A 12650-nucleotide genomic window follows, 5' to 3' on the forward strand; every position below is an offset into this window, starting at 1 on the left:
GAACCCATCCTAGGATCTACTGCTGGGTGACGGCTGGGAGGCACGGCAAGGTTCCCTGTGCTGGCCGGTCCTCTTAGGATGAAGCATGCCTGCAGAGAGAACCACTCCCACTCCGCGCGTTATGGGCCGGTTGCGGCTCGCCAGCCAAGGCCTGTTGGGTGGCTTCACTACAGCTTCGGACGCGGTCCGGTGGATGACAGCCATGCAGGCGCAGGACCTCGGCTCAGCTTTGTGGGCAGTAGGACAGCGCGTTCCGGGCACGGCTGCGTCGGACGTCCGGGCCGTCCTCGACGACGGGACGGTGGTCCGTTCGTGGCCCATGCGCGGGACATTGCACTTGCTTGCCCCCGAGGACCTCCGCTGGATTTTGGGCATCACCAGTGACCGGCTGATGAATTCACTGGCAGCCCGCCACCGTGAACTCGGCATCACGCCCCATGACATCAGCCATTGCCGGGACATCGCGTTCAAAACCCTTGAGGTCCTCAAGGCAGAGGGCGCGCCAGGAGCCACACGGGAGCAGCTGTTCCAAGCGTTCGAGGAGGCCGGCCAGTTCACCAAGGCGCAGCGGGGCATTCACGTACTGGGGAGCCTTTGCCAGCGCGCGTGGCTGGTCCAAGGGCCGATGGCAGGGACCAACGGCAAAGTGGGTGTGCAGCAGCTGTTCGTGCCGTTCGACGAGTGGATTCCGGACTCGAGGGAGCTGGGACGCGAGGAGGGAATTGCCGAGCTGCTGTTCCGCTACTTCCGGAGTCGTGGCCCCGCCACCATCAAGGATTTTTCGTGGTGGAGCCAGGTGCCCATGACCGAAGCGCGCAGGGCCCTGAACGAGGTACAGGGCCGCCTGGTTGAGATGCCGTTCGACGGCACCAGCTATTGGCTCTCGCCGGAAACAGCAGAAATGCTCGACGACGGCGTCCCCGGTTCGCGCTCGTTCCTGGCACTTCCGGGGTTCGATGAATTCCTGCTCGGTTACCAGGACCGGAGCCTGGTGCTGGCTCCCGAGCATGCGGAGTTGGTGGTGCCTGGCAAGAACGGAGTGTTCAAACGGATCATGGTGTCCGGGGGAGAAGTGGTGGGAACGTGGGCCAGGACGGTGAGTGGCAAGACCATAGGTGTGGTGCCGGAACCGTTCACAGGACAGCTGGGTCCGGCCGCTGAGCGTTCGTTCCAAGCCCAGGGCCGTGCCTACCTGAAGTTCATGGCCGCCTGAGACCTCAGCCAGAGCCCGCCGGCAGTCCCCCGTATACGTGGAAAACCCGCTGTTCCGTTGCTGGGCAGCCACGGAACAGCGGGTTGGCGACGTGCTAAGCCGGGCAGGGCTAGAGCTTGCCCGTCACAATGTTGAGCATGCGGCGGAGCGGCTCGGCCGCACCCCACAGGAGCTGGTCTCCCACGGTGAAGGCGCTGATGTATTCCGGTCCCATTTCGAGTTTGCGGATACGGCCCACGGGGATGTCCAGGGTGCCGGACGCTGCCACGGGGGTGAGGTCCGCCATGGAGGCTTCCTTGGTGTTGGGAACAACCTTGGCCCATTCGTTGTCCTTGGCCAGGAGGTTCTCGATTTCGGTCACGGACAGGTCTTCACGCAGCTTGAGCGTGAGGGCCTGGGAATGGGACCGCATTGCGCCGATGCGGATGCACAAGCCGTCCATGGCGATGTGGTCCTTGCCAGCGGTGCCGTTTCCGGTGCCGAGGATCTTGTTGGTCTCCACGCCGGCCTTCCACTCTTCCTTGGACTGGCCGTTGCCGAGGTCGGCGTCGATCCACGGAATGAGGGAACCGGCCAGCGGCACACCGAACTGGGTGGCATCAACGCCGGTGCGCTGGGCTGCGAGGACCTTGTGGTCGATTTCGAGAATGGCCGACGCGGGATCGTCCAGTTCGCTGCTGACCTCGTTGTTGAGGGTGCCGAACTGGTTGAGGAGCTCACGCATGTGCCGGGCGCCGCCACCTGAAGCTGCCTGGTATGTCATGGAGGTGCCCCACTCGACCAGGTTGTTCTTGAACAGGCCGCCGAGCCCCATCAGCATGCAGGAAACCGTACAGTTGCCGCCAATGAAGTCCTTCACGCCACCGGACAGTCCGGCGTCGATGACATCGCGGTTGATGGGGTCCAGCACGATGATCGAGTCGTCGTTCATGCGCAGGGTGGACGCAGCATCGATCCACAGGCCATCCCAGCCGCGGTTGCGGAGTTCGCCGTGGACCTGCTTGGTGTAGTCGCCCCCTTGGGCGGTGACAATAATCGGCAGCTTGGCCAGCGTCCCAATATCGAACGCATCCTCGAGCTTGCCGGCCCCATCAGCGAACGACGGGGCGGCACCTCCTGCGTTCGAGGTGGAGAAAAATACCGGGTTGATGTTGGCAAAGTCGTTCTCGTCCTGCATGCGCTGCATCAGGACGGAACCGACCATGCCACGCCAACCGACCAGTCCAACGGACGGATTAGCTGCTGTAGTCATTCACCAAGTCTAAACTTTCGGAGCAAAGTGCCGCTGTTGGTTACGTCACGCGCACAATGCCCGACGGCGGCACTCGCCGAAGCGATCAGGCGGACTCAGTCGCGGGGACTGTTACGCCGGGTGGGCGGCTCGAAAGTCTTGCCGTTCCGGTACCGAAGACGCGAGGCCTTGCGTTCCTTGAAGTAGAGGTACCAGGACGTAGGAATAATCCAGAGGCCGAAGACGATCCCAAACACGATCTGGCCCCAGTTGACCTCTTCTGTGCCGTCGACGAACAGCTTCACCATCAGCACACCCACCACAGTCATGATCAGAGTGATCAAGATGCTGAGGAAGAGGAGACCACTCGCGGAATTGATGGGCTTGACGGCGCTGCCGACGTCACCCTTGTACACGCCGTACTCTTCAACTGTCAGGCCCTGCCGCTCCGCCTCAGCCTCTACCTGCCGCGCGTAGTAACCCTTCCTTCGCCCACGGCGGTCGTCCGGGTGGCTCATGTGCCGGCTTGGCCGCGGGTAGCCAGGATCCGCCCCAGGAGACCGTTGGTGTCCAAACCTGTGGTCTCGCACCCCAAAAGTTTCCGGCCACCACAGCCCCCAAATCTGTTCAACCAACCGCTTCTGCGTCCAGTCGACCCTACGCCGTCAAGCCATGAGCCACGATGGGGAGAAGTACCCCGCCCTCACGCGACTCATCAGCGGCAGCCTAGAGGCCGGCGTCGTGTTCTTGCAGCAGGACGGCTTTACGCTTGCGCAAGGCAAAAAAAGCACCAAAGGCAAACACCTGTGTGACAACGATCAGCACGATAATCCCGGCAATTCTGTTGCCGCCCAAGATCATGGTGAGACCCACGATGGCAGAGATCAGGGCGAAGAGCGGCAGCAGCATATAGCCCAGCACGAACAGGGTTTCTGGTTTTTTCAGCATGCGGGCTTTCCTAGTTTTCGTTCCGGCGCCATGTGGTGAACCGGTAGTTGGTGCCGTTTTTGGCGGTGAGCCAGCCTTCGGAGGGGGCTACGGCGTCGAAGGTCCAATCCCCACCGAGTTCCGGAGCGAAGGTGTCGCCTTCGAGCTCGGCATCAATAATGGTGACGACGGCCAAGTTGGCGATACCCATGGACTGTTCAAAGATTTCGCCGCCGCCAATAATCCACACTTTTTGGCCACCGGGCGCGAACTGCGATTCCAGCAGTGCCGCATCGAGGGATGAAACCACGACGGCGCCCTGGGCCTCGGGCGTGGAGGCCCACTCGGCGTTGCGGGTCACCACTATGTTGGTGCGGCCGGGGAGCGGACGGTACTTTTCGGGGAAGGACAGCCAAGTCTTGCGGCCCATGATGACAGGGTGGCCCGTAGTGAGCTGGCTGAAGTGCTTCAAGTCCTCGGGGAGGTGCCAAGGCATGGCGCCGTCCTTGCCTATCACACCGGACGTGGTTTGGGCCCAGACCAGTCCGATGCCCGTCATGCGTGCCGCGGTCTCCTGGGTGAAGATGACGCCGGGAAGCTGGGATGGAGTCTCAGGGGTAGCCATGCTCATACCGCGATCGGAGCCTTGATGGTGGGGTGGTGGCGGTAATCCACAACCTCGAAGTCATCCAGCGTGTAATCGAAGATGGAGTCCGGCTTGCGAAGGATCTTCAATTGCGGGTACTCATAGGGCTCGCGGCTGAGCTGCTCAGCAACCTGGTCAACGTGGTTGTCGTAGACGTGGACATCGCCGCCGGTCCAAACGAATTCCCCTGGTTCGAGTCCAAGCTGCTGCGCCACCATGCGCGTGAGCAGGGCGTAGGAGGCAATGTTGAAGGGGACGCCAAGGAACGTGTCCGCTGAGCGCTGGTACAGCTGGCAGGACAGCTTGCCGTCCGCCACATAGAACTGGAAGAACGCATGGCACGGTGGCAACGCCATGTCCTTGAGCTCGGACACGTTCCAGGCAGACACGATGTGGCGCCGGGAATCGGGGTTGGCAGCCAGATTGGTCATGAGCTCGGAAATCTGGTCGATGTGGCCGCCATCAGGAGTGGGCCAGCTGCGCCACTGGACGCCGTAGACGGGACCCAATTCGCCGTCAGCATCCGCCCATTCGTCCCAGATGGACACACCTTGGTCCTGCATCCATTTCACGTTCGAGTCGCCGCGCAGGAACCACAGGAGTTCCACTGCCACGGATTTAAAGTGGACCCGCTTGGTGGTGATGAGCGGGAAGCTCTCGGCGAGATCGAACCTCAACTGGCGACCGAAAACGCTGCGCGTTCCGGTTCCGGTGCGGTCCGACTTGTGCGTGCCGTTGGCCATGACATCGCGCAAAAGGTCTTCATAAGGGGTGGGGATGCTCACGAGTCCAGCTTACTTGTTTCGGTAAGGCGTCCCCGAAGCATTTCCACGCGCACGTTAGTCGTCAAAAGGCTTGACCTGCTCCACTGACACGATTTTCCGTTCAGATCCCCGCGCTACCTGGCAAACAATGACCTCACCCGGCGACAGGTAGGGATCAGAGGAAGGAAGCAGGTTCCGCAGGACCTGTGACATGTGCTGGCCCAGTTGCTTCAGCGCCGTGGGCAGGGCGGGGCGATGCGTACACACGGCGATCGGCACCTGCTTGTCGAACAAAGCTTCAACAGCGGCTGCGGTCTTCTTGGGGGAGCGCTGGTGGGTGTGCTCGGTGAGTGCTTCCACCAGCTTTACTTTGGCCCCGGTGGCCTTGGCGTAAGGGGCGATAGTGGCGACACAACGCGCCCAAGGGCTGGTCACAATACGTTGCGGTTTCCACACGTCCAGGAGACGCTGGACGGCCACTGCCTGGCGCTGGCCGGTTGCTGCCAAGGGGCGGTCGCCCTCGGCCTTTGTCCATGAGGAGCGCGGCTTGGCTTTGGCATGGCGGATCAGTACCAACGGCCACGTGTCCAATTCCCCGCGGACGTGGGCCTTCTCGAGGTATTCGAGGGGCTCCACGTCCGTAGGGTTGCTCAGGAAGCTGGCCGCCCGGTCCGGGCTGCACCACATGACGCTGTCCACTTCCTTGCCGTCGGGCCGAAGCTGCGCTCCGTTGACCTTGACCGCCCAGTACCGGACCACCTTCAAGCCTGCAGCCACATGGTAGTGGATGGCCGGAAGGGGTATGCCCAGTGGGGCCTGTAGCCCAATCTCTTCCCACACTTCGCGGGCGGCGCATTCAGGAACTGTTTCGCCGGCGTCGAGCTTTCCTTTGGGCCATGACCAATCGTCGTAACGTGGACGATGGATCAGGAGGACCTCAAGTCCACCCTTTGTGACCCGCCAAGGAATGGCGCCGGCGGCGACAACGGCCACCGACTCACCGGGATGGTCTGTTTGATCCGCCACAGGGGTATCGCTGTTCAACTGGGTCCTTACCGCCGGGCCGCAGCGCGCTGGCGTGAGCGGGAAGCCAGAAGCCAGGACTGCATGTCCAGCAAAGGCTTGCCGTCTTCGTCCAAGTGGTGCCTGGTCCAGTGCCCCTGATCGTCCAGGTGCCAACTGGCGGTTCCGTCGTCAACATAGCGACGCATCAGGTCCATGACCGTTGCCGTGTCTTCCTTGCTGGCCAGCTGAACCAACGCTTCAACGCGGCGGTCCAGGTTGCGGTGCATCATGTCGGCAGAGCCGATGTATACCACGGGCTCGCCGCCGTTGCCGAAAGCAAAGACGCGTGAGTGTTCAAGGAAGCGGCCCAGTACGGAGCGGACGGTGATGTTCTCGCTGAGCCCCGGCACCCCCGGGCGCAGTGAGCAAATGCCGCGAACCACGACGTCCACCTTCACCCCGGCCTGTGAGGCGCGGTAAAGGGCATCGATAATGGCTTCGTCAACCATCGAGTTGACCTTGATCTGAACCAAACCGGGGACACCCGCACGTGCATTGCGGATTTCGGCCTCGATCCTGTCCACCAGCCCGGCACGTACCGAGCGGGGCGCCACCAGCAACCTCTTGAACGTTGACTTCGGGGCGTAACCGGAAAGCTGGTTGAACAGCTTGGAGAGGTCTTCGCCCACTTGCTCATTAGCGGTCAACAAGCCTAGGTCCTCGTAATAGCGTGCCGTGCGCGGGTGGTAGTTGCCGGTGCCGATGTGGCAGTAGCGGCGCAGCCCGTCCACTTCCTGTCGCACCACCAAAGACAACTTGCAGTGGGTCTTCAAACCCACGATGCCGTACACCACATGGACGCCTGCTTGCTCCAGCTTTCGCGCCCAGGAAATGTTGGCCTGCTCGTCAAAGCGGGCCTTGATCTCCACGAGGGCCAGGACCTGCTTGCCTGCTTCCGCGGCATCGATCAAGGCATCAACGATGGGGGAGTCACCGGATGTCCGGTACAGGGTCTGCTTGATGGCCTGCACCTTGGGATCGGCTGCTGCCTGTTCCAGGAAGGCCTGAACGGACGTGGAGAAGGAGTCGTACGGGTGGTGGAGCAGGATGTCCCTGCGGCGCATGGCGGCAAAGACATTGGCTGCCTTGGACGTCTCGGACTCATTCAGGTACCGCGACGTGTGGGGCACATGCTTGGGGTAGTGGAGGTCGGCGCGGTCGATGCCGCTGATAGCGGACAACCCGCGGAGGTCCAACGGTGCGGGCACGGAGTAGACCTCGGACTCTTCGACGCCAAGCTCCCGGATCAGCAGTGCCTTGATGTTCGGGTTGATGTCCGTAGTGACTTCCAAGCGGACCGGCGGGCCGAAACGGCGACGCAGCAGTTCCTTCTCCAAGGCCTGCAGAAGGTTCTCGGCGTCGTCCTCTTCAACTTCCAGGTCCTCATTGCGGGTAACGCGGAAGGTGTGGTGCTCCAGCACTTCCATGCCGGGGAAGAGCTTGTCCAAGTGGACAGCGATGACTTCTTCCAGGGCGATGAACCTGGCTACGCGGCCCGGGATTGCTCCGGCGCGCGGTCCGTCCACGGAAATGAGGCGGGGCAGCTGATCGGGAACCTTAACGCGGGCGAAGAGCTCTTTGTCGCTGATCGGGTTGCTGACGATCACGGCAAGGTTGAGGGAGAGGCCCGAGATGTAGGGGAAGGGGTGCGCAGGGTCCACAGCCAGCGGCGTCAGGATGGGGAAGACCTTCTCCTGGAACATGATGCTGATCCGGTGGCGGGCATCCTCATCCAGTTCATGCCAGTGCATGATGTGGATGTGCTCGTAGGCCAATGCGGGACGGATCTGCTCCGCGAAGACCCGTGCGTGGCGTTCCTGCAGCTTGTGGGCCTCTTCGCTGATCTGTTCCAGCACCTCAATGGGACTTAGTCCCGCAGGGGAGGGCACGGCGAGCCCGGTGGCGATGCGGCGTTTGAGGCCAGCTACGCGCACCATGAAAAACTCGTCAAGATTTGAGGCGAAGATGGAGAGGAAATTGACACGTTCCAGCAGGAAGAGGTCAGGATCTTCGGCGAGTTCCAGCACGCGGGAGTTGAAGGCCAGCCAGCTCAGCTCGCGGTCCAGGAAGCGATCCGGGGAGATGTCGCCCTCGGGCTCCAGGCTCGGCGCGAATTCCGGAATATCGATGCGGTCCTGGGTGGCTCGCGAAGCCGGCACTTCCGAGGATCCGAAGCGCGGGGGCAATGTTGCACCCTTCGAGGTGGATCCGGCGGTACCGACGGGGTCCGGCTGCATGGGGTTCTCCTAAGCTCAGGACGGGGTTTCCTCCCACATTACAAGCAATTTCGGTGCTCGAATCCAAGATGTCACCGGCTTTCCGTCCGGCGATCTCCCGAGGTTAATTTTCGGTTAACGGACCGTACATTACATCGGTGTCCCAGCGAACGAAGCCGAGTTTCTGATAAAGGGCTACCGCGGCCTGGTTATCAGCGTCCACGTAGAGCATCACAGCATGCAGGTCCTGGTCTTGGAGGTGCTTGATGCCCGCAACCGTGAGGGCCTTGCCAAGCCCCAAACCTTGCGCTGCCGGTGTCACGCCCACCACGTAGACCTCCCCGATGGCCGGATGGGGACCTTGCCGGGGGTGGACCTTGGTCCAGTGGAAACCCAGCAGCTCACCTTCAGTGTTCACAGCCAACAGGAAGCCTTCAGGATCGAACCAATCCTCGGCCTTGCGTGCCTCAAGGTCCGCGAGTGTCATGGACCCCTGTTCGGGGTGGTGGGAGAATGCGGCCTTGTTGGCTGCCAGCCAGGCCTGCTCATCCTGGCCCGGAACGAAGGCGCGGAGCGAAACACCGTCCGGGAGTCCGGCGTCGGGCAGTGATGCGGTTGAAGACATCAACCGCATCTTCCACAGTTCGCGCATTGGACCGTAGCCAAAGCGCGTGGCCAACTCGGCAGCGGCCTCGTGGTTGCCGTGTGACCATGCGCTCAATCCGTCGAGGCCCCGCTTGCCCTGCAGCGCGCCCAGCAGCCTTCCAGCAACGCCCTGGTTGCGGTAGCTGGGGTGGACGGCCAACTCCAGGACACCGCTTCCGTCTTCACTTTCAACGACGACGGCGACGCCCGCCAGGTCTTCAGCCGTCGCCGGATCTGAATCTTCGTCCGGGGCATAAAGCACGAAGGACAGGACTGAATGCTCGCCCGAGTCCGCACCACGCAGCATCACAAACGTCTGTTCGGAGAAGGGCGGGTTCCCGTCGGACTCCCCGGCGGCAGCGGCGAGGGTTTTGACGTCCCTGAGGAGTTCGGTGTCCAAAGCTCCGGCGATGATCAGTACGGGCCAGTTTTCCGGGTGCGCGTGACTCATGATGCAAGGCTATACGTCCGGTGCAACCCTGATGATTTGATGTCACTGGAAATGGGAGGTAGTCTCATTATCTCGTTCGGCATTGCGGTATGTCCGTGAGTCAGCGCAGGGGGGATCCACCAGTGGGGTGGCCTCGATACGTTCGACCCGTATGTCCTCCACCACGAAGCAAAGAAGAGGCCAGGATCCGTGTGGATCCTGGCCTCTTCTTTGGTTTCCTTCATGTGTCTGTCCCGGTCGCCGCTCAGGCTTCGGACAACTCATCGTCCGGGAGGCGGACAAGGGTGAGCCGGTAGCCAACGTTGCGGACTGTACTGATGAGGTTCTCGTGATCCACGCCGAGCTTGGCCCGAAGCCGCCGGATGTGGACGTCCACTGTCCTGGTGCCTCCGTAGTAGTCGTAGCCCCACACCTCGGTCAGCAACTGTTGGCGGGTGAAAACCCGGCCCGGGTGCTGGGCCAGGTACTTCAGGAGTTCGAACTCCTTGAACGTCAGGTTGAGTGGCTGTCCGCTTACGCGGGCGGTATAGCTTGCCTCATCAATCACGACGCCGGCCGCCCGGATTTCGGTCTGGGTTTCCTCTTCGCCGGGGACGGCACGCGCCATTGCCAGCCTGATGCGGGCCTCGACCTCCGCAGGCCCGGCGGAGTCCAGCACAATGTCATCCACTGCCCAGGCTGATGAAACGGCAGCCATGCCGCCTTCCGTGAGGATCAACATGAGCGGCGCACTGAGGCCGGTGGCCTTCAACAACTGGGTCAGTGAGCGGGCGCCCACCAGATCCTTCCGGGCATCCAGGAAGACAATATCCGTGGGGTCGGTCTCCAGTAGCGCGGTGGGTTCTGCCGGGAGGATGTGCACGCGGTGGTTCAGCAACTCCAAGGCAGGCAAAATGTCCACCGAAGAGCCGGTGCTGTTCGTTAGGAGCAGGATGTGCGACATAGTTCCTCCAATGGGCTTTACGCGCATCATCGGGCGTCGAAACCGGAGTCTCACCGGTCGGTCACAACGCATTGGCGGCCTCTCCCGTTGTAACGGGATCGCGGCCAACACAGTGCGCTGTTGAAGTCTGAGTATACCCATCAGTGCCTTACGACACATGGATTCGTGACGGGGAAGCGCTGGAATTACGACATATTGGCTCGGCTTAAGGCAGGATTGTCGAGAGGTCGTAAGGCGCATCGGATTGAGGTCGGCACACAGTGAAGTCTTGGAGCATCGGGGTATTCGGACTCGTGGCGCTCGCAGCCATCGTGGCCAGCACCTTCGTTTCCCGGGAAGCCATGGTGGGCGCAGGCATCGTGGCGTCAGCGGCCGTCGGGATCGGCTGGCCGCATTTCCTGGCTGTCCCGGCCAAGAAAACGCTGGCTGCCGTCATTGCTCTCGCGGGCGCGGGCTCTGCTGTCACTGCTGCCTACATGCCGGCGCCCGGATTCCTGGACGGTACACCCGCGTTCGTGGCTTTGGGCGTGATGGCAGTGTTCGTTGTCCAGTTGGTCAGGGGCACCGGGCAGGCCCAGCGCTTGGAATCCACCCTAGGCTGCTCTGCCGGCGTGCTGCTGAACTGCCTTGGCGCGGGATGGATCGCCAGTGCACGGTTCAACGGTGTCAGGGAAATGGTCCTTGTGGCCGGACTCAGTGCCGCGGTTGCCCTGCTGGTGGGAATCATCCGTTGGCCGGACAGGATCGTGGCTCCGCTCGGCGTTGTGATGGCTGGGCTGATGGGACCGCTGGCAGGTCTTGTTTTCTCCGACATCGCGGTGCTTCCGGCCGCTTTGGTTGGTGTGGTGGTGGGTTCCGTCCTGGTGTGCTTCCGGCGGATGACCACCCTCCGGAGGGGACGCCTGAACATACCGGCCGCGATAGGAATGGGCGTAGCGCCCGTTTGGGCTGTGGGGGCCTTGGCTTACTTCATAGACAAACTACTCATCTACTAACGGTTAGGATTGCATCATGTCTGTACTCGCATTTGAAATCTTCTTCCTCGTTCTCCTTGGCCTGGCCAGCGTCGCCATGGCCTGGTTCGCGGGATTTGTCGTTTACCGCCTTTTCAAGGGCCAGAAGTAACCTTCTGATCCTGCAGCTCGACAGAGGTAATCGTTGTGCCTATTGAGATCCCAACAGATCTGACGCCTGAACTCGTCCCCCTTTCCTGGCTCATTGGTGAGTGGGAGGGCCGCGGCCGGCTCGGCAGCGGAGACGAGGATTCCGAGCATTTCGTCCAGCACGTTTCCTTCACCCACAACGGGCTCCCGTACTTGCAGTACCGGGCCGAGACCTGGCTCAGTGACGACGCCGGCGAGAAGTTGCGCCCGTTGACCGTTGAAACGGGGTTCTGGGCCTTGGAACGGAAGCTTGAAGAGGGCGACGGCGGCCCCGGCCTGATACCGGCCGACATCGTCCCCGTCCTCAAAACAGCTGACGAAGTCGAGGAACGTCGCAACAAGGAGGGTGGCTTCGATATTTCGGTGTCAATCGCCCACCCCGGCGGAATCACCGAGCTCTACTACGGCCAGATCAAGGGACCCCAGATCCAGCTGAGCACCGATATGGTGATGCGCGGAAGCCACTCCAAGGAGTACACGGCGGCCACACGCATCTTCGGTTTGGTTGATGGCAACCTCCTGTGGCGTTGGGATGTCGCTGCCAGCGGCAAGGCTCTCGAAGCGCACGCCTCGGCATTCCTCCACAAGGTGTCCTGACCCGAGGCCTCACTGTACGTTCCATGGCAACCAGCAGAAGGAGCAGATAGTGAACAACCTCAAACCGGAGGGCTACAGCGGGCTCAAGGCTGTCTTCTTCAATGGCACGCTGAAGCCCTCGCCGCAGCTCAGCAACACCGACGGCCTGATCAAGATCAGCCGGGACATCATGGAGAAACAGGGCGTCAGTACCCGCCTTATCCGGACCGTGGACCACGACATCGCCAGTGGTGTGTACCCGGACATGCGCGAGCACGGCTGGAAGACCGACGAGTGGCCCGAGATCTATCCGGCTGTCCGCGACGCTGACATCGTTGTGGTTGCCGGGCCGATCTGGTTGGGCGACAACTCGTCCATGACCAAGAAACTCATCGAACGGTTGTATGCCCACTCGGGCGAACTGAACAGCAAGGGGCAATGGGCGTTCTACCCCAAAGTGGGTGGCTGCCTCATCACCGGCAATGAGGACGGGATCAAACACTGTTCCATGAATGTGCTGTACAGCCTTCAGCACATCGGCTTCACCATTCCGCCCCAGGCCGATGCCGGGTGGATCGGCCCGGTGGGACCCGGACCCAGCTATCTTGATGAAGGATCGGGCGGGCCGGAGAGTGACTTCACCAACAGGAACGCCACCTTCATGACGTGGAACCTGCTCCACATGGCCAAGCTCCTGCGGGATGCCGGGGGAATTCCTGCCTACGGCAACCTGCCGGAGGAATGGAAAGCGGGCACCCGATTCGATTTCGAAAACCCGGAATACCGCTGACCCGCAAGGACTTCTACTAC

The 12650-nt window shown here is 61.8% G+C and carries 13 protein-coding genes; 4 read left to right on the plus strand and 9 right to left on the minus strand.

The window, feature by feature from the left end; genetic code table 11:
* The first annotated feature begins 85 nt into the window (after nucleotides 1-85).
* Complete coding sequence (locus A477_RS0117545; protein ID WP_017200237.1) at nucleotides 86-1213, plus strand: winged helix DNA-binding domain-containing protein; 1128 nt, start codon at nucleotides 86-88, stop codon at nucleotides 1211-1213.
* Between the two features lie 109 nt (nucleotides 1214-1322).
* Here A477_RS0117545 and asd read toward each other — a convergent pair whose 3' ends face one another.
* From asd to A477_RS0117590, 9 genes are all read right to left on the minus strand, one after another.
* On the minus strand, nucleotides 1323-2465 hold the full coding sequence (asd, locus tag A477_RS0117550; RefSeq protein ID WP_020372841.1) for an aspartate-semialdehyde dehydrogenase: 1143 nt from the start codon (nucleotides 2463-2465) through the stop codon (nucleotides 1323-1325).
* A 95-nt stretch (nucleotides 2466-2560) separates the two neighbouring features.
* Nucleotides 2561-2962, minus strand: coding sequence for a hypothetical protein (locus tag A477_RS0117555; protein ID WP_017200239.1), 402 nt, complete (start codon nucleotides 2960-2962; stop codon nucleotides 2561-2563).
* A 208-nt stretch (nucleotides 2963-3170) separates the two neighbouring features.
* Nucleotides 3171-3392: an NF038396 family protein gene (locus tag A477_RS0117560; RefSeq protein WP_017200240.1), complete on the minus strand. Its 222-nt coding sequence runs from the start codon at nucleotides 3390-3392 to the stop codon at nucleotides 3171-3173.
* 10 nt (nucleotides 3393-3402) lie between these two features.
* Nucleotides 3403-4002, minus strand: coding sequence for a dihydrofolate reductase (locus A477_RS0117565; protein WP_017200241.1), 600 nt, complete (start codon nucleotides 4000-4002; stop codon nucleotides 3403-3405).
* Complete coding sequence (locus A477_RS0117570) at nucleotides 3999-4802, minus strand: thymidylate synthase (RefSeq protein WP_011775634.1); 804 nt, start codon at nucleotides 4800-4802, stop codon at nucleotides 3999-4001. Before A477_RS0117570 ends, A477_RS0117565 begins: the two co-directional genes overlap by 4 nt.
* Before the next feature lie 54 nt (nucleotides 4803-4856).
* Nucleotides 4857-5825 carry an NUDIX hydrolase gene (locus A477_RS0117575; protein ID WP_017200242.1) on the minus strand — a complete coding sequence of 323 codons (969 nt, stop codon included), beginning with the start codon at nucleotides 5823-5825 and terminating at the stop codon, nucleotides 4857-4859.
* 8 nt (nucleotides 5826-5833) lie between these two features.
* Entirely contained in the window at nucleotides 5834-8083 is a 2250-nt protein-coding gene (locus A477_RS0117580) for an RNA degradosome polyphosphate kinase (protein WP_017200243.1), read from the minus strand.
* A 103-nt stretch (nucleotides 8084-8186) separates the two neighbouring features.
* Nucleotides 8187-9158, minus strand: coding sequence for a mycothiol synthase (gene mshD, locus A477_RS0117585; protein WP_017200244.1), 972 nt, complete (start codon nucleotides 9156-9158; stop codon nucleotides 8187-8189).
* A 244-nt stretch (nucleotides 9159-9402) separates the two neighbouring features.
* The gene (locus tag A477_RS0117590) at nucleotides 9403-10101 is read right to left on the minus strand and encodes a winged helix-turn-helix transcriptional regulator (protein ID WP_018776718.1); all 699 of its coding nucleotides are present in this window, start codon (nucleotides 10099-10101) and stop codon (nucleotides 9403-9405) included.
* Between the two features lie 260 nt (nucleotides 10102-10361).
* Between A477_RS0117590 and A477_RS0117595 the strand changes: the two genes are divergently transcribed.
* From A477_RS0117595 to A477_RS0117610, 3 genes are all read left to right on the plus strand, one after another.
* Entirely contained in the window at nucleotides 10362-11096 is a 735-nt protein-coding gene (locus tag A477_RS0117595; RefSeq protein ID WP_017200246.1) for a hypothetical protein, read from the plus strand.
* A gap of 165 nt (nucleotides 11097-11261) precedes the next feature.
* Entirely contained in the window at nucleotides 11262-11861 is a 600-nt protein-coding gene (locus A477_RS0117605; protein WP_017200247.1) for a nitrobindin family protein, read from the plus strand.
* 49 nt (nucleotides 11862-11910) lie between these two features.
* A complete protein-coding gene (locus tag A477_RS0117610; protein ID WP_017200248.1) occupies nucleotides 11911-12630 on the plus strand; it encodes a flavodoxin family protein in 720 nt (239 codons plus the stop codon).
* The last annotated feature ends 20 nt before the right edge of the window (nucleotides 12631-12650 follow it).

The sequence above is a fragment of the Arthrobacter sp. M2012083 genome, from assembly GCF_000281065.1.
In the GTDB taxonomy this organism is placed as follows: Bacteria; Actinomycetota; Actinomycetes; order Actinomycetales; family Micrococcaceae; genus Arthrobacter.